The sequence below is a fragment of the Streptomyces sp. NPDC087310 genome (assembly GCF_044744405.1).
Taxonomy (GTDB): Bacteria; Actinomycetota; Actinomycetes; order Streptomycetales; family Streptomycetaceae; genus Streptomyces.
Genome location: NZ_JBIUYF010000003.1, coordinates 847,719 through 867,653 on the forward strand (window position 1 = coordinate 847,719; position 19,935 = coordinate 867,653).

18 protein-coding genes are annotated in these 19,935 nt (G+C 70.7%); 9 read left to right on the forward strand and 9 right to left on the reverse strand.

Translation table 11 applies throughout. The features are described from left to right. Positions 1–223: 223 nt before the first annotated feature. Entirely contained in the window at positions 224–568 is a 345-nt protein-coding gene (locus ACIO3P_RS14350; RefSeq protein WP_030353248.1) for a WhiB family transcriptional regulator, read from the forward strand. Positions 569–917: 349 nt separating this feature from the next. Here the strand turns inward: ACIO3P_RS14350 and ACIO3P_RS14355 are convergent, their stop codons facing one another. Both ACIO3P_RS14355 and ACIO3P_RS14360 read right to left on the reverse strand, forming a co-directional pair. Next, positions 918–2,426: an ArsA-related P-loop ATPase gene (locus tag ACIO3P_RS14355; RefSeq protein WP_401849438.1), complete on the reverse strand. Its 1,509-nt coding sequence runs from the start codon at positions 2,424–2,426 to the stop codon at positions 918–920. Beyond that, entirely contained in the window at positions 2,423–3,388 is a 966-nt protein-coding gene (locus ACIO3P_RS14360; RefSeq protein WP_329824120.1) for an ArsA-related P-loop ATPase, read from the reverse strand. The genes ACIO3P_RS14355 and ACIO3P_RS14360 overlap by 4 nt, the downstream gene beginning before the upstream one ends. Positions 3,389–3,459: 71 nt before the next feature. Between ACIO3P_RS14360 and ACIO3P_RS14365 the strand changes: the two genes are divergently transcribed. From ACIO3P_RS14365 to ACIO3P_RS14380, 4 genes are all read left to right on the forward strand, one after another. Continuing rightward, positions 3,460–3,621: a DUF4177 domain-containing protein gene (locus tag ACIO3P_RS14365; protein WP_329824119.1), complete on the forward strand. Its 162-nt coding sequence runs from the start codon at positions 3,460–3,462 to the stop codon at positions 3,619–3,621. Continuing rightward, a complete protein-coding gene (locus ACIO3P_RS14370) occupies positions 3,618–4,088 on the forward strand; it encodes a RidA family protein (RefSeq protein WP_329824118.1) in 471 nt (156 codons plus the stop codon). The genes ACIO3P_RS14365 and ACIO3P_RS14370 overlap by 4 nt, the downstream gene beginning before the upstream one ends. A 213-nt stretch (positions 4,089–4,301) precedes the next feature. Continuing rightward, complete coding sequence (locus ACIO3P_RS14375; RefSeq protein ID WP_401849440.1) at positions 4,302–5,222, forward strand: NUDIX hydrolase; 921 nt, start codon at positions 4,302–4,304, stop codon at positions 5,220–5,222. Next, complete coding sequence (locus tag ACIO3P_RS14380; protein ID WP_401849442.1) at positions 5,219–6,055, forward strand: MBL fold metallo-hydrolase; 837 nt, start codon at positions 5,219–5,221, stop codon at positions 6,053–6,055. The genes ACIO3P_RS14375 and ACIO3P_RS14380 overlap by 4 nt, the downstream gene beginning before the upstream one ends. Positions 6,056–6,151: 96 nt before the next feature. Here ACIO3P_RS14380 and ACIO3P_RS14385 read toward each other — a convergent pair whose 3' ends face one another. Continuing rightward, positions 6,152–6,826 carry a Crp/Fnr family transcriptional regulator gene (locus ACIO3P_RS14385; RefSeq protein WP_015034542.1) on the reverse strand — a complete coding sequence of 225 codons (675 nt, stop codon included), beginning with the start codon at positions 6,824–6,826 and terminating at the stop codon, positions 6,152–6,154. A gap of 352 nt (positions 6,827–7,178) precedes the next feature. Here ACIO3P_RS14385 and nth point away from each other — a divergent pair, with 352 nt between their 5' ends. From nth to ACIO3P_RS14400, 3 genes are all read left to right on the forward strand, one after another. Further along, positions 7,179–8,039: an endonuclease III gene (gene nth / locus ACIO3P_RS14390; protein ID WP_401849444.1), complete on the forward strand. Its 861-nt coding sequence runs from the start codon at positions 7,179–7,181 to the stop codon at positions 8,037–8,039. Between the two features lie 202 nt (positions 8,040–8,241). Then, positions 8,242–8,946 (forward strand): NUDIX hydrolase, encoded by a 705-nt coding sequence (locus tag ACIO3P_RS14395; protein WP_401849445.1) that lies wholly within the window; start codon positions 8,242–8,244, stop codon positions 8,944–8,946. Positions 8,947–9,014: 68 nt separating this feature from the next. After that, the gene (locus ACIO3P_RS14400) at positions 9,015–10,214 is read left to right on the forward strand and encodes a MarP family serine protease (RefSeq protein ID WP_329824113.1); all 1,200 of its coding nucleotides are present in this window, start codon (positions 9,015–9,017) and stop codon (positions 10,212–10,214) included. A 69-nt stretch (positions 10,215–10,283) separates the two neighbouring features. Here the strand turns inward: ACIO3P_RS14400 and ACIO3P_RS14405 are convergent, their stop codons facing one another. From ACIO3P_RS14405 to ACIO3P_RS14430, 6 genes are all read right to left on the reverse strand, one after another. Continuing rightward, positions 10,284–10,463, reverse strand: coding sequence for a hypothetical protein (locus tag ACIO3P_RS14405; protein WP_329824112.1), 180 nt, complete (start codon positions 10,461–10,463; stop codon positions 10,284–10,286). A gap of 152 nt (positions 10,464–10,615) precedes the next feature. Then, complete coding sequence (locus tag ACIO3P_RS14410) at positions 10,616–11,611, reverse strand: alpha/beta hydrolase (protein ID WP_329824111.1); 996 nt, start codon at positions 11,609–11,611, stop codon at positions 10,616–10,618. Further along, on the reverse strand, positions 11,608–12,102 hold the full coding sequence (locus ACIO3P_RS14415; RefSeq protein ID WP_399297060.1) for a phage holin family protein: 495 nt from the start codon (positions 12,100–12,102) through the stop codon (positions 11,608–11,610). Before ACIO3P_RS14415 ends, ACIO3P_RS14410 begins: the two co-directional genes overlap by 4 nt. 85 nt (positions 12,103–12,187) lie before the next feature. Then, positions 12,188–13,588 (reverse strand): Na+/H+ antiporter NhaA, encoded by a 1,401-nt coding sequence (nhaA, locus tag ACIO3P_RS14420; RefSeq protein ID WP_329824110.1) that lies wholly within the window; start codon positions 13,586–13,588, stop codon positions 12,188–12,190. A 177-nt stretch (positions 13,589–13,765) separates the two neighbouring features. Further along, on the reverse strand, positions 13,766–15,724 hold the full coding sequence (gene acs, locus ACIO3P_RS14425; protein ID WP_401849446.1) for an acetate--CoA ligase: 1,959 nt from the start codon (positions 15,722–15,724) through the stop codon (positions 13,766–13,768). Between the two features lie 270 nt (positions 15,725–15,994). Next, positions 15,995–18,385, reverse strand: a complete 2,391-nt coding sequence (locus ACIO3P_RS14430) for a SulP family inorganic anion transporter (protein ID WP_329824108.1) — start codon at positions 18,383–18,385, stop codon at positions 15,995–15,997. A gap of 258 nt (positions 18,386–18,643) precedes the next feature. Between ACIO3P_RS14430 and ACIO3P_RS14435 the strand changes: the two genes are divergently transcribed. After that, positions 18,644–19,924 carry a hypothetical protein gene (locus ACIO3P_RS14435; RefSeq protein ID WP_329824107.1) on the forward strand — a complete coding sequence of 427 codons (1,281 nt, stop codon included), beginning with the start codon at positions 18,644–18,646 and terminating at the stop codon, positions 19,922–19,924. The last annotated feature ends 11 nt before the right edge of the window (positions 19,925–19,935 follow it).

A 19,935-nucleotide genomic window follows, 5' to 3' on the forward strand; every position in this document is an offset into this window, starting at 1 on the left:
GGCTCGACTGAAATAACCTGACTCTTTTGGATTGTTCCTTTATGCCCTTGGGTCACTCCCCTGGGTGATCTGCCGCGTACGCATAGTCCGTTCGGGCCATTCAAGATTGGGCCCGAAGGGGGTGTTGCGCTGTGCCCGCCTTCCGTAACGTCCTCAACTGGCAACGGTGAATATGCCGCTGCCGCCGTGGGGGAGCCTCGATTCGGGAGAGGACGGCGCCGGCATGGGCTGGGTAACCGACTGGAGTGCGCAGGCAGCTTGCCGCACTACCGATCCAGATGAACTGTTCGTACAGGGTGCGGCGCAGAACAGGGCCAAGGCGGTGTGCACCGGATGCCCGGTGCGGACCGAGTGCCTGGCCGATGCGCTGGACAACCGCGTCGAATTCGGCGTGTGGGGCGGGATGACGGAGCGGGAGCGCCGCGCATTGCTGCGCAGGCGTCCGACCGTCACTTCGTGGCGCCGCCTGCTGGAGACGGCGCGTACGGAGTACGAGCGCAGCGCGGGCCTGCTACCCGTGGGCTTGGAGGATGACGAGACGTACGAGACCTACGCGGCGGTCGGGTAGATCCCGGACCGTCCCGGTGCTGGGGCGGATGCGTTTCGGTCCCACCGATACCGAAACGGACTCCGCCCTGGCCGGGAGCCTGCCGGGAGCGCGCTGGGTGTGGCGTGGACGAGCGGTTGCGAGGCAGGAGTGATCCTCGTGTCGCGCATTGTGGGGGCCATACATCCCCGTGGCCTCGCAATGTCGTCTACGTACCCCCAGCTCCAGCTCTCAGGCACACCTCTGTGCTCCCGGCCTCTGCGCTCCCAGGCCCACGTTCGTTCATGCCTGACGACTCACGACTCGCGACGACAGATTCATGTCCCGGTCCGTCTACTGCCATTCGGACCCGTATGCCATTTCGGCTCGATCAGTCGCGCTCTCGGCGTGTCCCTGAGGCGAGACGCTCGCCGATCGTCCTGAGTCCGGCCAGGTCGTGCACATCTCCTGGCAGGGCTCCCACCTCGACCACCGCCACCTCGGGGTGGAGCGCGGTGAAGCGGTCACGGGTGCGCTGCTCACGCTCTAGAACCTGCATGCGCTCGGCGTGCAGATACAGCAGACCGGCCGTGAGCTGTTCCACAGTTGTGACAGAAGCGGCTGCGTCACCGGCGGCGGAAACGGACACATCCGCCGCAATCTCCTCTGGGGACTCTGAACCTTCTGGGGACTCTGAACCTGGAGCCTCTGAGTCTGGAGCCGCTGAGATCGGCTCGTCTGAGGTCTCTGGAGTCTGCAGGGCCTGTGGAGTCTCTCGACTGTCCGGTGTGCCTGGTGTGTCCGGGGTCTTCTCGGTCTTGTCCGCGTCGGAAGCTGGCTCGGCGGCTACGGGGGGCTCGACGGCTTCATGAAGTCCGTGCGGCTCGGACGCTTCGGGAGAGGAGCTGTCCGTGGCGGTAGCGCCACTGCCAGCATTCCCCCGTATCCGATCCGCCATGCGCCCCTCCTCAAGATTTTCCGCCGCGGCCCGCGCCCGCTCCGCCGACAGCCGCGCCGCCCCGCTCCCGTGGACCCGGTTGAGGACCAGCCCCGCCAGCGGCATCTCCTCGGCCGCCAGCCGCTGCACGAAGTACGCGGCCTCGCGCAGCGCGTCCCGCTCCGGCGCCGCCACCACCAGAAACGCCGTGCCCGGGGCCTGGAGCAGCCGGTACGTCGCGTCCGCGCGGGTGCGGAAGCCGCCGAACATCGTGTCCATCGCCGTCACGAACGTCTGTACGTCACGGAGGAACTGACCGCCCAGCAGCTTCCCCAGCGTCCCGGTCATCATCGACATACCGACATTCAGGAACTTCATCCCGGCCCGGCCGCCCATCTTCGCCGGGGCCATCAGCAGCCGGATGAACTTCCCGTCGAGGAAGGACCCCAGCCGCTTCGGCGCGTCCAGGAAATCCAGCGCCGAGCGGGAGGGAGGGGTGTCGACGATGATCAGGTCCCAGGAGTCGCGGGCCCGTAGCTGCCCCAGCTTCTCCATCGCCATGTACTCCTGCGTGCCCGCGAAACCGGCCGACAGGGACTGGTAGAACGGGTTCTCCAGAATGGCGCGGGCCCGGTCCGGATCCGCGTGCGCCTCGACGATCTCGTCGAAGGTCCGCTTCATGTCGAGCATCATCGCGTGCAGCTCGCCGGGCCCCTCGACGCCCTTGACCTGCCGCGGCGTGTTGTCCAGCGAGTCGATCCCCATGGACTGGGCCAGCCGGCGCGCCGGGTCGATGGTCAGGACGACGACCTTGCGACCGCGCTCCGCGGCCCGTACGCCGAGGGCCGCCGCGGTCGTCGTCTTGCCGACCCCGCCGGAGCCGCAGCACACGATGATCCGTGTGTCCCGGTCGTCGAGCAGCGGATCGATGTCGAGCGGGGCGGCCGCGGAGTCCAGGGTCATGCGAAGACCTCACCAAGTTCCCGTAGCTCTCCCGCCAGCCGGTAGAGACCGGCGAGGTCCATCCCCTCCCCGATGAGGGGAAGCTCGTACGCGGGCAGTCCCAGCTTGGCGAGCACGGCCCGCTGTTCGCGCTCCAGCTCCACACGCTGCGCGTGCTCGGCGGCCTGTTCCAGCAGCGGCCCGACCAGCTTCGTGGGCGTGGCCACCCCGGCCGAGGCGAGCGCCTTGGCCACCTCCTTGCGGCGGTCGCCCGCGGCGGCGCGTACGGCGGCCTCGTCCAGGAGGTGCGGACGCACCATGTTCACGATCACCTTGCCGACCCGCAGCTCGGCGCCCTTCAGCTCGGCGATGCCGTCCGCGGTCTCCTGGACGGGCATCTCCTCCAGCAGCGTCACGAGGTGCACCGCCGTCTCCGGCGACTTCAGGACACGCATCACCGCCTGCGCCTGATTGTGTATCGGGCCGATCTTGGCCAGCCCCGCCACCTCGTCGTTCACATTGAGGAAGCGGGTGATGCGGCCGGTGGGCGGCGCGTCCATCACGACGTAGTCGTAAGCGAAACGTCCCTGCTTGTCCCGCCGCCGTACGGCCTCGCACGCCTTGCCGGTCAGCAGCACGTCCCGGACGCCGGGCGCGATCGTCGTCGCGAAGTCGATCGCGCCGATCTTCTTGAGCGCCCGGCCCGCGCTGCCGAGCTTGTAGAACATCTGGAGGTAGTCGAGGAGGGCGCGCTCGGCGTCGATGGCCAGCGCGTACACCTCACCGCCGCCCGAGGCGACGGCGATCTTCCGCTCTTCGTAAGGAAGGGCTTCGGTCTCGAATAGCTGTGCGATCCCTTGTCTGCCCTCGACCTCGACGAGAAGAGTGCGCTTGCCCTCGGTCGCGAGGGCGAGCGCGAGGGCGGCGGCGACCGTCGTCTTACCGGTACCGCCCTTGCCGCTGACGACCTGGAGCCTGCTCACGTATTCGAGCCTAACCAGTAAGGCCGCGGGCTACGCACGAGGCTGCCACGCGGTACGACTACAGTCGCCCCATGACCAAGTGGGAATACGCGACCGTGCCCCTTCTCGTGCACGCGACCAAGCAGATTCTGGACACCTGGGGCGAGGACGGCTGGGAGCTCGTCCAGGTCGTTCCCGGACCGAACAACCCCGAACAGTTGGTGGCCTACCTCAAGCGGGAGAAGGGCGTATGAGCGGGACCGTCGACGCCACCCTCGCCGAGCTCGGGCTGACGCTGCCCGAGGTCGTACCGCCGCTGGCCGCCTATCAGCCGGCCGTACGGTCCGGGGCGTACGTCTACACCTCGGGCCAGCTCCCGATGGTGGACGGCAAGCTTCCGGTCACCGGCAAGGTGGGCGCCGAGGTCACCGCGGACGAGGCCAAGGAACTGGCCCGCACCTGCGCGCTCAACGCCCTGGCCGCCGTGAAATCGGTCGTCGGTGACCTGGACCGGATCGCGCGCGTGGTGAAGGTCACCGGCTTCGTCGCCTCGGCCGCGGACTTCACCGGCCAGCCGGGCGTCGTCAACGGCGCGAGCGAGCTGCTGGGCCAGGTTCTCGGAGACAAGGGCGTGCACGCGCGCAGCGCCGTCGGCGTGGCGGTGCTCCCGCTGGACGCGCCGGTCGAGGTCGAGATCCTGGTGGAGCTGACCGACGACTGAGCGGCGCGATTCCCGGACCCGGGAGTCTTCGCCCGACCCCGAGAGGCCCCGCCCGGTGCGTGCGTACGGCACGTACCGGGCGGGGCCTTTCCGCGTACGTGAAGGACCCGGACGCCGCCCGGACGCCGCCCGGGACGCAGTACGCGCCTACGCGCCCCGGCGCGTGGCCAAGTGCCTCTCGAACATCCTCGCGCCAGCGCATAGCATCCGGCCATGTCCAATGGTCAGTGGTACCCGCCCGAATGGCCCGAGCGGATCCGTGCCCTCGCCGCCGGCGAGATCACCGCGGTGACCCCCCGGCGGGCCGCGACCGTGATGCTCCTGCGCGACGAGCCGGGCGGCCCCGCCGTCCACATGCTGCGCCGCCGCACCTCCATGCCCTTCGCCGCGGGCGCGTACGCCTACCCGGGCGGTGGAGTCGACCCCCGGGACGACGACCGCCTCGTCGGCTGGGCAGGGCCGGGCCGCGACGTATGGGCGCGGCGGCTCGGCGTCGACCCGGCGTCCGCGCAGGCCATCGTCTGCGCGGCGGTAAGGGAGACGTACGAGGAGGCGGGAGTCCTGCTCGCGGGGAAGACCGCGGACACCGTCGTGGGGGACATAGGCGGATCCGGCGATGGTGATGGTGACGGCGACCGCGACGGCTGGGAGGCCGATCGCGCCGCCCTCGTCGCCCGCGAGCTGTCCTTCGCGGACTTCCTGCACCGGCGCGGGCTGGTCCTGCGCAGCGACCTGCTCGGCGCCTGGGCCCGCTGGATCACCCCGGAGTTCGAGCCGCGCCGCTACGACACCTGGTTCTTCGTGGCCGCCCTGCCGGCCGGACAGCGGACCAGGAACGCCTCGACCGAGGCCGACCGTACGGTGTGGATCAGGCCCTCCGAGGCGACGGAGGCGTACGACAAGGGCGAGCTGCTGATGATGCCGCCGACCGTCGCGACGCTGCGTCAGCTCCAGTCGTACGGTACGGCCGCCGACGCGCTCGCCGGGGCCGAGGGGCGGGATCTGGCGCCCGTACTGGCCACGGCCCGGCTGGAGGGCGAGGAGCTGGTCCTGAGCTGGCCGGGGCACGACGAGTTCACCAAGCGGGTCGAACCGGCGCCTCCCCCGCAGAGCCCGAACGGAGGCCCCCGATGAGTGATGCCGCAGCCCTCCCCGGCCAGCCGCGCGGCGGGGTGCTCTCCGGCCCCGCCACCGCCCGCGCCGTGAACGTCCTCGCCCCGAACCCCTCCCCGATGACGCTCGACGGCACCAACACCTGGATCGTCTCGGAGCCCGGCTCCGACCTGGCGGTCGTGATCGACCCGGGGCCGCTGGACGACGTCCACCTCAAGGCGGTCATCAATGCCGCCGAGAAGGCCGGGAAGAGGGTCGCGCTGACCCTGCTCACCCATGGCCATCCGGACCACGCGGACGGCGCGGCGCGCTTCGCCGCCCTGACCCGTACCGACGTACGCGCCCTGGACCCGGCCCTGCGGCTCGGGGACGAGGGCCTGGCGGCCGGGGACGTCATCACCACCGGCGGCCTGGAGCTGCGGGTCGTGCCCACCCCGGGCCACACCTCCGACTCGCTCTGCTTCCACCTGCCGGCCGACCGCGCGGTGTTGACGGGAGACACCGTCCTGGGGCGCGGCACCACGCTCGTCGCGCACCCGGACGGCAGGCTCGGCGACTACCTCGACTCGCTGCGCAGGCTGCGCTCGCTCACCGTCGACGACGGGGTCGACACCGTCCTGCCAGGCCACGGCCCGGTCCTGGGCGACGCACAGGGCGCCGTCGAGTTCTATCTCGCCCACCGCGCCAACCGGCTCGCCCAGATCGAGACGGCGGTCGAGAACGGCCACCGCACGCCCGAGGAGGTCGTGGCGCACGTGTACGCGGGGGTGGACCGCTCGCTGTGGCCCGCAGCCGAGTTGTCCGTACGCGCACAGCTCGACTATCTGCGCGAGCACGGCCTCATCCCGGAGTAGGCGGCGCACCGAGCGCCCGCGCACACGCCGATGGGCCCCGCCGTCGTCCGGCGGGGCCCATCATGCGTAAACAGGGGTGAGCGGCGCGTCCCGCGCTCAGCGCGAGCGCTTCGCGAGGCGCTCCACGTCCAGGAGGATCACCGCACGCGCCTCCAGTCGCAGCCAGCCGCGCTGGGCGAAGTCGGCGAGCGCCTTGTTGACCGTCTCGCGGGAGGCGCCGACGAGCTGGGCCAGCTCCTCCTGGGTCAGGTCGTGGACGACGTGGATGCCCTCCTCGGACTGCACGCCGAAGCGGCGCGACAGGTCCAGGAGCGCCCGTGCCACACGGCCGGGAACGTCGGAGAAGACCAGGTCGGACATCTGGTCGTTCGTCTTGCGGAGCCGTCGCGCGACGGCGCGCAGCAGCGCCGTGGCCACCTCGGGGCGGGCGTTCAGCCAGGGCTGGAGGTCGCCGTGGCCGAGGCCGAGGAGCTTGACCTCGGTGAGCGCGGTCGCGGTGGCGGTGCGCGGGCCCGGGTCGAAGAGGGACAGCTCGCCGATCAGCTCGCCGGGGCCGAGTACCGCCAGCATGTTCTCCCGGCCGTCGGGGGAGGTGCGGTGGAGCTTGACCTTGCCTTCGGTGACCACGTAGAGGCGGTCGCCGGGGTCGCCCTCGTGGAACAGCGCGTCACCGCGCGCCAGCGTCGCTTCACTCATCGAGGCGCGGAGCTCCGCTGCCTGCTCGTCATCGAGCGCCGCGAAGAGCGGGGCACGCCGCAGAACGTCGTCCACGTGTTCTCTCCTTGTCGACCTGCTCAGGGAACCGTGGTCCCCACCTGCTCAGAGGACCGTGGTCCCCATGATGCCGTACGTGCTGCTTCTTCTCGGGTGGCTCGGCATCCTGGGCTTTCTCCGCCCTCCGCCGAGCTCCGGTTGTTCGAACTGGTTGTTCGAAACCGTGCGATCAGTCACAAGTTTGACGTACGTACGTGCCCCACCGTGCCCGTAGGGCCGATTCGAGTGGTGATCCGCCATGGTCGGGGCGGATGTCAGTGGGGGGCTTTACGCTGGCCGGGTGTCCAACTCGCCGGTGACAGCGCAGGCCAAGGGGGCTGGAAGAGTGTCCGCGGAGCGTAATTCCGCTGTGGGCGAACAGCCTTCGGCGAAACCGAAAAAAGCCGCAAAAGGGTCAAAGGCCAAGGCGGCGACCCCCGCCGCCGGGGCCAAGACCAAACCGGAATCGAGACTGGCGATGGTCCGCCGGGCCCGCCGGATAAACCGTGAACTGGCCGAGGTCTATCCGTACGCCCATCCCGAGCTGGATTTCCGGAACCCGTTCGAGCTGCTCGTGGCGACGGTCCTGTCCGCCCAGACGACCGACCTCCGGGTCAACCAGACGACGCCCGCGCTCTTCGCCACGTACCCGACGCCCGAGGACATGGCGGCGGCCGTGCCGGAGGAGCTGGAGGAGGTCATCAGGCCGACGGGCTTCTTCCGCGCCAAGACCAAGTCCCTCATCGGGCTCTCCACCGCGCTGCGCGACCGGTTCGACGGCGAGGTGCCGGGCCGGCTGGCCGATCTGGTGTCGCTGCCGGGTGTCGGCCGCAAGACGGCCAACGTGGTGCTCGGCAACGCCTTCAATGTCCCTGGCTTGACCGTGGACACACACTTCGGCCGGCTGGTCCGCCGCTGGAAGTGGACGGAGCAGGAGGACCCGGAGAAGGTCGAGGCGGAGATCGCCGAGATCTTCCCCAAGAGCGAGTGGACGATGCTCTCGCACCGGGTGATCTTCCACGGCCGCCGGGTCTGCCACTCCCGCAAGCCCGCCTGCGGCGCCTGCCCGATCGCGCCGCTCTGCCCCTCGTACGGAGAGGGCGAGACGGACCCGGAGAAGGCGCGCAAGCTCCTCAAGTACGAGATGGGCGGATACCCGGGCCAGCGCCTGAGCCCGCCCGCCGACTACCCGGGCGAGCCGGCCCCGCCCGCGGGCACGTCGCGGAAGTGAGCAGCCGGACTGAGCGGCGGCACTGACCGGCCGGACTGAGCGACGGGAGTGAGCGGCGGAATTGAGCAGGTGGAGGAGGTGCGCCGTATGAAGGTCCGGGGCACGGCGGGCCGGGGCGGCCGAGCGGGCCGCACGATCGGGTGGGGCCGGACGGGCGCGGAACGATCCGGCCGACGGCAGGCGTTGTACGACGGGGGTGCCCATGACGCGCGCTAGAGAGACCTACGACCCATCGGCGGACGGCGTCGCCGTCACCACCGAAGGGCTGCCCGACTGGCTGGCGCCCGTCGTCGGTGCCGTCAGGACCGTCGAGGGCGAGCAGCTCAGCCGCTTCCTGCCGCCGGAGAGCGAGGGCGGCCGTCAGTCCGCGGTGCTGATCCTCTTCGGCGAGGGCGACCGCGGGCCCGAGCTGCTCCTCATGGAGCGCGCCAGCAACCTCCGCTCGCATCCGGGGCAGCCCGCGTTCCCCGGCGGCTCCCTCGACCCCGAGGACGGCGACCCGGCGACCACCGGCCCGCTGCGCGCGGCCCTGCGGGAGGCCCAGGAGGAGACCGGCCTCGATCCGGCGGGCGTCCAGCTCTTCGGCGTGCTGCCCCGGCTCTACATCCCGGTGAGCGGCTTCGTGGTGACGCCCGTCCTCGGCTGGTGGCGGACCCCGACCCCGGTCGGTGTCGTCGACCCCGCGGAGACGGCCCGGGTCTTCACGGTCCCGGTGGCCGAGCTGACGGACCCGGCCAACCGCGCGACCGCCCGCCACCCGAGAGGCCACCAGGGCCCGGCCTTCCTGGTCGAGTCCGCCCTGGTGTGGGGGTTCACCGCCGGAGTGATCGACGGGATCCTGCACCACGCGGGATGGGAGCGGCCGTGGGACCGCTCCCGGCAGGTCCCGCTCGACTGGCGTGCATGAAAGGCTGACCCGGTGCCCTGGTCGGGGCCACCGGAGACATATCCGCGAGGCAAGCGAGGCTACTGACGGTGAACGTGCTGGACATCCTGCTGCTGCTCGCCGCCGTCTGGTTCGCCGTCGTGGGCTACCGCCAGGGGTTCGTCGTCGGCATCCTGTCGGTGGTCGGCTTTCTCGGCGGCGGCCTCGTCGCGGTCTATCTCCTCCCCGTGGTCTGGGCGAAGCTCACGCAGGACTCCGAGGTCTCCACGACGGCCGCCGTCGTCGCGGTCGTCATAGTGATCGTCTGCGCCTCCGTGGGGCAGGCGTTCACCACACACCTCGGCAACAAACTCCGCCGTTACATCACCTGGTCCCCGGCCCGGGCCCTGGACGCCACCGGCGGCGCGCTGGTCAACGTCGTGGCGATGCTGCTGGTCGCGTGGCTGATCGGCTCCGCCCTCGCCGGTACGTCGCTGCCGACGCTCGGTAAGGAGGTCCGCAGCTCCAAGGTGCTCACGGGCGTCTCCCAGGTGATGCCCTCGGACGCGTCGACCTGGTTCACGGACTTCTCGTCCGTCCTCGCGCAGAACGGCTTCCCGCAGGTCTTCAGCCCGTTCGCCCGCGAGCCCATCACCCCGGTCAAGGCGCCGGACCCGGCGCTCGCCGGCAGCCCGGTCGCGGCCCGCGCGCAGAGGTCCATCGTCAAGGTCGTCGGTACGGCCCCGAGCTGCGGCAAGGTCCTCGAAGGCTCCGGCTTCGTCTTCGCCGACCGCCGGGTCATGACCAACGCGCACGTGGTCGGCGGCGTGAGCGAGCCGACGGTTCAGATCGGCGGCGAGGGCAAGCTGTACGACGCCAAGGTCGTCCTCTACGACTGGCGGCGCGACATCGCCGTACTGGACGTGCCCGACCTTCCGGCGACGCCGCTCCAGTTCACCGACGAGGGCGCGTCCAGCGGGGACGACGCGATCGTCGCCGGCTTCCCGGAGAACGGCGCGTACGACGTCCGCTCCGCGCGCGTCCGCGGCCGTATCGACGCCAACGGCCCCGACATCTACCGCCGCGGTGAGGTCCAGCGCCGTGTCTACTCGGTCTTCGCGACCGTGCGCCAGGGCAACTCCGGCGGCCCGCTCCTCACCCCCGAGGGCAAGGTGTACGGAGTGATCTTCGCCAGGTCGCTCGACGACCCCGAGACCGGCTACGCCCTGACGGTCGACGAGATCCGCGACGACATCACCCTCGGCCGGACCGCGAACCAGCAGGTCGACACCCAGGGATGCGCGCTCTAGCCGCCGTTGGCGCGAAGCCGGAGCGGGAGCCGAAGCCGGAGCCGGTACCGCGACGGGCGCCGGGCGGTGTCAGGTGCGTTGATGACGCAGCCGGGCCGAGACCCAGCGTGCCCTGCGGCGGAGAATCAGCGAAATGCCGAGCCGGGCATCATGGCGCTGATCATCGGAGCCGCCCCTTCTGTGGGTGATCGGCCCCGAGGCCGAGCGGCGGTTGCGTGCTGCGTCACCGTAGTCGTGCGTCCAGCCCATACCCCGACGTCTGCCCCTGCCCCATGGTCGGTAACCGCCCTGGAGGCGGCCAATCGGCCTATGCGTCCGGCATTTGGCTGTTCGTAGGACAAGCGTTCGTGACGTTCGCCCGATGGTGTGTACGCCGCTCACGTTTGCGGTCCGCCGGACCTTCAACGGTCCGGTTCGGGGTCCTTGAGCCAGTTGATGAGCTCCGACGAGAACGCCGCCGGATCCTCTTCGTGCGGGAAGTGTCCCAGACCGTCGAACAACCGCCAGCGGTACGGCGCCTCCACGTACGCGGCCGACCCGGCCGTGCTGCGCGTACGCATCGCCGGATCGAGTGACCCGTGGAGCTGAAGCGTCGGCACCCGCACGGGCCGTTTCATCCGCCGGTTGAACTGGATGCCGTCCGGGCGCGCCATCGACCGGACCATCCAGCGGTACGGCTCGATCGAACAGTGCGCCGTGGACGGAATGGCCATCGCGCGCCGGTAGACCCCGATCGCCTCGTCGTCGGGCAGCCGGGGCCCCGACCACTCCTGGATCAGCCGCCCCACCAGCGCCGCGTCGTCGGCGAGGAGTTGACGCTCCGGCAGCCACGGCCGCTGGAAGCCCCAGATGTACGAGCCGGCCCGGCTCTGCGAGAAGTCGGAGAGCATCGCCGAGCGCCAGCGGCGCGGATGTGGCATCGAGGAGACCGCCAGCCGGCGCACCAGCTTCGGCCGCATCACGGCCGCCGTCCAGGCGAGATAGCCGCCCAGATCGTGGCCGACGAGCGCGGCGTCGGGCTCGCCGAGGGAGCGCACCACGCCGGTGATGTCGAGGGCCAGGTTCGCCGGGTCGTAACCGCGCGGCGTACGGTCGCTGCCGCCCACCCCCCGTAGATCCATCGCGACCGCCCGGTACCCGGCGTCCGCGAGCGCCGGGAGCTGGTGCCGCCACGTCCACCAGAACTGCGGGAAGCCGTGCAGCAGCAGCACCAGCGGCCCGTCGCCCATCTCGGCGATATGGAAGCGCGCGCCGTTGGCCGCCACGTCGCGATGGGTCCAGGGCCCGTCGAGGCGTACGGGGGAGCCCGGCGCCGGCGCGGCCCGGTGGGCCGGGGCGGGCGAACTCGCCGGGGTCGTACCGGGGGTGGCGCCGGGCTCGGAATCAGGGGCGGTCATACGGTCGAGCGTGCCACAGACTTGGCGCCTTCCCCGACCTCGCGCGGGTGCGGCTTCACGTTCTGGAGCACGGCGGCGGTCTGCTTGGCCGAGGCGATGGACTTCTCCGGCGGCTTGACCTTCTTGAACTTCCTGATCGCCAGAAGCGCCAGCAGCCCGGCGATCAACAGGAACGCGGCGCCCACGATCAGGAACGACCAGGCGAGGCCCAGGCCCAGATTGTGGATTCCGTACGCGGCGGCGAAGCTCAGCACCGGCAGCGCGAACAGCGCGAACACCGCAGCGACGGCGATGGCGGCGCCGCCGACGACGCCGCGCTTGACGTCCTGCCGGACCTCCGCCTTGACCAGGGCGATCTCATCGTGCACCAGTGCGGACATCTCGGCGGTCGCCGAGGCGACAAGCTGACCGATACTGCGGTCCACACTGCCGGCCTCGACAACGGTGCCGGTCGTGACAGCGTCGGCGACGTGCATGCCGGGGTCGCTCATCGGTGACTCCCTACCTTCTCGCTCTTCTCGTCTGCGGATCGCAGGTCGGTCCGTCTGCGCGATCGCAGGTCCGTCGGATGTCCGATCATGCCGGACCGGGGCCGTCATCGCGCGCCGCCCCCGCGTGTTCCGCCAGCCGGCGGTGTTCCGCGGCCTTCGCCTCGTACAGCGCGGCCATGCGCAAGTGGTACCCCGGATCATCCTGCTCATAGATGTCAGGGATGCCGTCGAGGTCCTCGTCGCGCTCCTCCGCCTCGTACAGCGCACGGTACGTACGGACCCGCATCTTGAGCAGCGCGCCCGCCAGCACGGCGGCGATCAGGGAGCCCGTGAGCACCGCGGCCTTCACCTCGTCGGTGAGCCCCGGATCGGTGGCGAAGGCCAGCTCGCCGATGAGCAGCGAGACCGTGAAGCCGATCCCGGCGAGCGTGGCGAGGGCGAAGACATCGGGCCAGGCCAGGTCCTCGTTCAGCTCGGCGCGGGTGAACCGTACGGCCAGCCACGTACCGCCGAAGATGCCGACGGCCTTGCCGACCACCAGCCCCAGGACCACCCCGAGGGTCTCCGGCTCGGTGAAGACCCGGCCGAGCGCGTCGCCCGAGACCGAGACACCCGCGGCGAAGAGGGCGAACAGCGGCACGGCCAGGCCCGCCGAGAGAGGGCGGACAAGATGCTCGATGCGCTCGCCGGGGGAGCGCTCCTCGCCCTCGCGCCGGGTGCAGCGCAGCATCAGACCCATCGCGACCCCGGCGATGGTGGCGTGGACGCCGCTGTTGTACATCAGCCCCCAGACGACCAGGGCCAGCGGAACGTACACGTACCAGCCGCGCACCCCCTTGCGCACCAGCAGCCAGAAGACGACGAGGCCCGCGAACGCGCCGCCGAGCGCCAGGAAGTTCAGGTCGCGGGTGAAGAAGACGGCGATGATCAGGATCGCGAAGAGGTCGTCGACGACGGCGAGGGTGAGGAGGAAGGCGCGGAGCGCGGACGGCAGGGACGTGCCGAGGACCGCGAGAACGGCGAGGGCGAAGGCGATGTCGGTGGCGACGGGCACCGCCCAGCCGCCGAGCGACCCGCCGCCCACCGTGTTGACCAGCACATACACCAGCGCGGGTGCGGCCATACCGGAGAGCGCGGCGATGACGGGGAGGGCCGCGGCCTTCGGGTCGCGCAGCTCCCCGGCCACCAGTTCGCGCTTGAGCTCGATACCGGCGACGAAGAAGAAGACGGCGAGCAGACCGTCGGCCGCCCAGTGCTGCACGGAGAGGTCGAGACCGAGCGCGCCCGGCCCGAAATGGAAGTCGCGTACGGCGGCGTAGGCCCCGCTGATCGGGGTGTTCGCCCAGACGAGGGCGGCGACGGCGGCGACGAGCAGCAGCACGCCGCCGACGGTCTCGGCGCGCAGCGCCTCCGCGACATAGTTCCGCTCGGGGAGCGGGAGCCGTCCGAGGAACTTGCGTGCGGGGGTGGGGGCAGGCGCGGGCATCCGGCATCCTCCGGTCGGGGGCATGGCGTATCACATGCCGACCAGACTTCCCGGCTCCCCTATGGACTTCGTGTTCATTTGTTGACGCGTTCCTCACCCTACCCGGATGCGCGGAACGGGGCGCCCGCGTGCGGATCTCCGCCGGGCGCCCCGTCCACCGGGCGCGTGTGCCGGTGCTCAGTCCTCGCTGGTCGCGCCGGGGAGCTGGGTCTGGATCAGCTCCATGACGGACGAGTCGGTGAGGGTGGTGACATCGCCGAGCTGGCGGTCCTCCGCGACGTCCCGCAGGAGGCGCCGCATGATCTTGCCGGAGCGGGTCTTCGGCAGTTCGGCCACCGGAAGGATCCGCTGGGGCTTGGCGATCGGGCCGAGCACCCCGCTGACATGGCTCCGCAACTCGGCCACCAGGCCGTCGTCCACGGAGGCGGTGCCGCGCAGGATCACAAAGGCGACGATGGCCTGACCGGTGGTCGGGTCGGCGGCGCCGACGACCGCCGCCTCGGCGACCTTGGGGTGGGAGACGAGCGCGGACTCGACCTCGGTCGTCGAGATGTTGTGGCCGGAGACCAGCATGACGTCGTCGACGCGGCCCAGCAGCCAGATGTCGCCGTCGTCGTCCTTCTTGGCGCCGTCCCCGGCGAAGTACATGCCCTCGAAGCGGGACCAGTACGTGTCGATGAACCGCTGGTCGTCGCCCCAGATGGTGCGCAGCATCGACGGCCACGGCTCGGTGAGGACGAGATAGCCGCCGCCCCCGTCGGGCACCTCGCGCGCCTCGTCGTCCACGACCGTGGCGGAGATGCCGGGCAGGGCGCGCTGCGCGGAGCCCGGTTTCGTCGCGGTCACGCCGGGGAGCGGCGAGATCATCATGGCGCCGGTCTCGGTCTGCCACCAGGTGTCCACGATCGGGGTCGTGCCCGCGCCGATGTGCTCGCGGTACCAGATCCACGCCTCAGGGTTGATCGGCTCGCCGACCGAACCCAGCACGCGCAGGGACGACAGGTCGAACTTGGCGGGGATGTCGTCGCCCCACTTCATGAACGTACGGATCGCGGTCGGCGCGGTGTAGAGGATCGTCACCCCGTACTTCTGGACGATCTCCCAGAACCGCCCCTGGTGCGGGGTGTCGGGCGTGCCCTCGTACATCACCTGTGTGGCGCCGTTGGCGAGCGGCCCGTACACGATGTACGAGTGGCCGGTCACCCAGCCGATGTCGGCCGTGCACCAGTACACGTCCGTCTCGGGCTTCAGGTCGAAGACGGCGTGGTGGGTGTAGGCCGCCTGCGTGAGATAGCCGCCCGAGGTGTGCAGGATGCCCTTCGGCTTACCCGTCGTACCGGACGTGTAGAGGATGAAGAGCGGGTGCTCCGCGCCGAACGCCTCAGGGGTGTGCTCGGTGGACTGACGGCCCACGATCTCGTGCCACCACACGTCCCGGGAGGCGTCGAACGTGGTGTCCTGTCCGGTACGGCGCACCACGAGGACGTGCTCGACCTGCGGGCACTTGGCGACGGCCTCGTCGATGGCCGGCTTGAGCGCTGACGGCTTGCCGCGGCGGTAGCCGCCGTCGGAGGTGATGACCAGCTTGGCGTCGGCGTCCTGGATCCGGGAGGCGACCGCGTCGGCGGAGAAGCCGCCGAAGACCACGGAGTGCGCGGCTCCGATCCGGGCGCAGGCCAGCATGGCGACCGCGGCCTCGGGGATCATCGGCAGATAGACGGCGACCCGGTCCCCCTTGCGGACGCCCAGCTCGGTGAGGGCGTTCGCGGCCCGCGACACCTCGTCCTTCAGCTCGGCGTAGGTCAGCGTCCGGCTGTCACCGGGCTCGCCCTCGAAGTGGATCGCCACGCGGTCGCCGTGACCGGCCTCGACATGGCGGTCGACACAGTTGTAGGCGACATTCAGCTCGCCGTCCGCGAACCACTTCGCGAACGGGGGGTTCGACCAGTCGAGTGTCTCGGTCGGCTCGGTGACCCAGGTGAGCCGCCTCGCCTGCTCGGCCCAGAAGCCAAGCCTGTCCGCCTCGGCCCGCTCGTACGCCTCCGCCGTCACATTGGCGTGCGCGGCCAGCTCGGCCGGCGGGGTGAACCGCCGCTCCTCCTTGAGCAGGTTGGAGAGGGAAGAAGTCTCGCTCATCGCCCCGTCCCCTCCTTGAGAAGATTGGCCAGGCTTTCGTTGCTCACGACATCTCCCTTTCCCAGGGCGTCCTAGCGTCCTATGTGTCCCGGGGCTAGCTCATCAGGCGGATGTCCTGGTGACAAGGGGCTTCCCCTCCGGCACCCGGTCTCCCGCCCGGTCTCCCGCCCGGTGCCCTGCCGGGCGGGAGTGGCCCGCTTCCCCCGGACGGGTGGGTGGGAAGAGGGGGGAAGGGGCCACACACTCTCACGGATGCGGTACGCGGACGGTTCAGGCGCGCGACCCCTCCCGCGCGGTGGGCGCCACCCGGTTGAAGACTTCTTCGTCCAGGGCGGCGACGGCGCCGGTCCCGACGCCGTCCGCCAGCAGATACGCCTGGGCCTCGCCGACATGGAAGTACATGCCGTGCAGCTCCAGCCGTCCCTCGGCGAGCCCACGCGCGACCGCTTCATGGGCCCGGAGATGCTCCAACTGCTGGACCACATTGGTCAGACAGAGCTGCTCGACCGCGTCGGCCGGCAGCCGCCCGGAGATTCTGGCCCAGGCGTGCTGACGGCTTCTCATCCGCGCCAGGCTGGGCTGCCCGTGGCGTAGCCAGCGCGCCAGCGGGGTCGGCAGCGGGTGGGCGGACCCGGCGTCCGGCTCGGGCGTGTTGAGCAGGGCCTGCATCGCCCCGCATCCCGAATGACCGCATACGGTGATCGACTCGACGCGCAGCACGTCCACGGCGTACTCGATCGCCGCGGCCACCGAGTCGTCCACACCGTCCGCCCCCGGTGGCGGCACCAGATTCCCCACGTTCCGTACGGTGAAGAGGTCGCCCGGACCGCTGGACGTGATCATGCTCGTGACCAGCCGGGAGTCGGCGCAGGTGAGGAAGAGCTGGGAGGGGCGCTGGCCCTCGCGCGCCAGCCGGGCCAGCTCGCCGCGCACCAGTGGGGCCGTGTCGCGCTGGAAGGAGCCGAGCCCGCTGGCCAGTTGGCGCCCGCCCGGCGACCGGACCGTACCGCCGTCTCCAGGGCCCGCGCCCGGCACGGTGGCCGCGGCATCCGGCCGGGGGGCGGCCGGTGCGACGTGGTGGTGGTTGCGCCAGGGGGCCCAGGGGCGGCAGCGCGCATGCGGCTCGTCGGAGGGCGGTTCCGCGATGCTGCCGCCGGTCCGGCCGGTGAACTGCGCCGTACCGCCCTGGGCGATGTGCGCGGTCCGCCAGTCGTGCAGGGCCTCGTACGCCGCGTGGTCCATGAAGGATCCGTCCAGCTCCACCACGCACCGGGCCTCCTGCGGGATCTGATGCAGTATCCGGCTGAGTCTCGGCACGGCGAGGAAGGTCAACTGGCCCCGGGCACGTACGCGGTGGACGCCGTCCCGCTCCTCCACGGTGATCCGTGTCCTCGTCAGCCGGTGCAGCGCGACCGCCACGGCCACCGCGATGCCGATCACGACGCCTTCCAGGACGCCGGTGAACACCACGGCGGTGAGCGTCACCGCGTACACCAGCAGTTCGCGGTTGCGTCGGACGCTGCGCAGGTGCGTGATGTTCACCATCTGGACCCCGACGACCATCACCAGCGCCGCCAGGGCCGCCAGCGGGATCAGATCGAGCACCGGTACGAGCAGCAGGGCCGCCACCGTGATCCACAGGCCGTGCAGCATCGTCGAGTTCCGGCTCACACTGCCGGCGGCGACATTGGCGGCGCTGCGCACGGCGACCCCGGTGACGGGGAGCCCGCCGAGCGCGCCGGAGACCACGTTCCCCGCGCCCTGTCCGGCCAGCTCCCGGTCGAGCCGGGCGCGCGGGATCCGGACGCCCGGTGTCTTACGCGCGGCCACCAGTTTGTCCACGGCGACCGCGGACAGGAGCGATTCGACGCTGCCGACCAGAGTGATCGTGAGGACGGCGGCGAGCAGTCCGAGCACCGGCCCCTCGGGCAGCTCGGGCATGGCGTGGCTGCTCCAGGACGGCAGGTCGACCCGCTCCAGGCGCAGCCCGACGAGAGCCGCCGCCGTCGTGGAGAGGGCCACCGCGGCGAGAGCGGCCGGGATCTTCCGTAGGGCCCGGCCCGCGCGCCCTGGGGCTCGCGGCCAGAGGAGCAGCACCGCGATGGTCAGGGCGCTCACGGAGAGGGCGCCCGGGTGCGGATGGGCCAACTGGGCAGGCAGGCCGCGCACATTGGCGACGGCGGAGCTCTGCGGCGAACCGCCGAGCACGATGTGGAGCTGGGCCAGGGCGATCGTGACGCCGATGCCCGCGAGCATGCCGTGCACGATCGCCGGGCTGACGGCGAGCGCGGAGCGGGCCACCCGCAGCGCCGCGAGGCCGAGTTGGGCGAGGCCGGCGCAGACGGTGATGGCGCAGGTGGTGCGCCAGCCGTATCGCTGGATCAGGTCGGCCGTGACGACGGTGAGTCCGGCCGCGGGCCCGCTGACCTGGAGCGGGGCGCCGCCCAGCCGTCCGACGACCAGGCCGCCGACCGCGGCGGCCACCAGGCCCGCCTGAAGGGGTGCGCCGGTGGCGAGCGCGATGCCCAACGACAGCGGCAGCGCGATCAGGAAGACGGCGATGGAGGCGGAGAGATCGGCCCCCGCGATCCGGAACCCGCGGCCGCCCGGCGGCGTGGGGCGGGCCGGTCGGTCGGTGTGCGTGGAAACGCCGGCAGTCATATGTCCCGTCCCCTCCAGGCGGCTGGCGGATGCCTCAACTCAACTCTTGGTAAACGGATCGTAATGGAGGGTAAAGATTAAGGCATGACATTTCGGGCAAATGGTCTAGTCATTCACCCAGAGTGATGATTAGTCATTTTGTACGGCTTGTCGTTTCTTCTTCTAATCAGTCTCAGTGCGAGGTTGTCGGCGCTCGACGCCGCGCCGGCAGTCGCCGCTCGGCACTTCGGTACTGAATCTGAAGGAAGAGGTGGGCGGATGCTGGCCGCCACAAAACGAATCTCCTTCGGCGCTGCTGTCATGGCGCTCGCCGTCGGCCTCGCCGGATGCTCCGGTGCTCAGGGCGCCAAGGAGGAAACGTCGAAGGGCTCCCAGGCGGCGAAGCAGGCGCACGGGGCGCCCGGCGCCGTACGGCTCATCGGTGACGGTTCGACCGCGTTCACCGGGGCTCAGCCGCAACTCGGCAAGCCGCAGCGGCTGAAGCCCGGACAGCAGCCCCCGCAGTTCGTGGTGTTCTCCTGGGACGGCGCCGGCGAGGACAGCCAACAGCTCTTCTCGTACTTCCGGGAGGTGTCCAAGAAGTACGGCGCGAAGATGACGTACTTCCTGAGCGGCGTCTACCTGCTCCCCGAGGAGAAGGCCAAGCAGTACGACCCGCCGCAGCACACGATCGGCACCTCCGACATCGGCTTCAACGACACCAAGGGGATCAAGGACACCTTGCGGGAGGTGCGGGCCGCCTGGCGCGAGGGCAACGAGATCGGCACCCACTTCAACGGACACTTCTGCGGCAAGAACGGCGGCGTCGGCACCTGGTCCGTCGACGAGTGGAAGAGTGAGATCAACCAGGCCAAGTCGTTCGTGAAGGGCTGGAAGACCAACTCGGGCCTCCAGGACGAGGCTCCGCTGCCCTTCGACTACGACAAGGAGCTGATCGGCGCCCGTACCCCGTGCCTGGAGGGGCAGAAGAACGCGATGCGCGCGGGCAAGGCGATGGGCTTCCGCTACGACTCCAGCGGCATCGGCAACCAGGTCTGGCCGAAGAAGAAGGAGGGGCTGTGGGACATCCCGCTCCAGCTCGTCCCGGTGCCGGGCCGCGAATTCGAGACGCTCTCGATGGACTACAACTTCATGTACAACCAGTCGGGGGAGTCGAGCGGCGACGAGTCGCAGCACACGTACTGGGGCAACCAGATGCGTGACGGCCTGCTCCAGGCGTTCGACCGCGCCCACAAGGGCAACCGCGCCCCGCTGATCATCGGCAACCACTTCGAGTCCTGGAACGGCGGCACGTACATGCGCGCCATCGAGGAGACCATCGAGACGGTCTGCCCCCAGAAGGACGTGCAGTGCGTGACCTTCCGCCAGCTTGTGGACTGGCTGGACGCGCAGGACCCGGCGACCCTGGAGAAGCTGCGGGGCCTCGGCGTGGGCGAGGCCCCCAAGGGCGGCTGGGATGCCTACACGAGGGCCACGCCCCCGCTGAACTCCGCCTCCCCGGCCACCTCGGCCTCCCCGGCGGTGGCCGCGAAGCACTGAGCGGCCCTGTG

Bases quoted from the DNA above. Each gene is read 5' to 3' on its own strand.
- ACIO3P_RS14375 (WP_401849440.1), top strand. From the start codon at position 4,302: ATGTCCAATGGTCAGTGGTACCCGCCCGAATGGCCCGAGCGGATCCGT.
- ACIO3P_RS14395 (WP_401849445.1), top strand. From the start codon at position 8,242: ATGACGCGCGCTAGAGAGACCTACGACCCATCGGCGGACGGCGTCGCC.
- ACIO3P_RS14405 (WP_329824112.1), bottom strand. From the start codon at position 10,463: ATGGGCTGGACGCACGACTACGGTGACGCAGCACGCAACCGCCGCTCG.
- ACIO3P_RS14415 (WP_399297060.1), bottom strand. From the start codon at position 12,102: ATGAGCGACCCCGGCATGCACGTCGCCGACGCTGTCACGACCGGCACC.
- ACIO3P_RS14365 (WP_329824119.1), top strand. From the start codon at position 3,460: ATGACCAAGTGGGAATACGCGACCGTGCCCCTTCTCGTGCACGCGACC.
- ACIO3P_RS14370 (WP_329824118.1), top strand. From the start codon at position 3,618: ATGAGCGGGACCGTCGACGCCACCCTCGCCGAGCTCGGGCTGACGCTG.
- ACIO3P_RS14355 (WP_401849438.1), bottom strand. From the start codon at position 2,426: ATGACCCTGGACTCCGCGGCCGCCCCGCTCGACATCGATCCGCTGCTC.
- nhaA (WP_329824110.1), bottom strand. From the start codon at position 13,588: ATGCCCGCGCCTGCCCCCACCCCCGCACGCAAGTTCCTCGGACGGCTC.
- ACIO3P_RS14435 (WP_329824107.1), top strand. From the start codon at position 18,644: ATGCTGGCCGCCACAAAACGAATCTCCTTCGGCGCTGCTGTCATGGCG.
- ACIO3P_RS14410 (WP_329824111.1), bottom strand. From the start codon at position 11,611: ATGACCGCCCCTGATTCCGAGCCCGGCGCCACCCCCGGTACGACCCCG.
- ACIO3P_RS14380 (WP_401849442.1), top strand. From the start codon at position 5,219: ATGAGTGATGCCGCAGCCCTCCCCGGCCAGCCGCGCGGCGGGGTGCTC.
- acs (WP_401849446.1), bottom strand. From the start codon at position 15,724: ATGAGCGAGACTTCTTCCCTCTCCAACCTGCTCAAGGAGGAGCGGCGG.
- ACIO3P_RS14350 (WP_030353248.1), top strand. From the start codon at position 224: ATGGGCTGGGTAACCGACTGGAGTGCGCAGGCAGCTTGCCGCACTACC.
- ACIO3P_RS14430 (WP_329824108.1), bottom strand. From the start codon at position 18,385: ATGACTGCCGGCGTTTCCACGCACACCGACCGACCGGCCCGCCCCACG.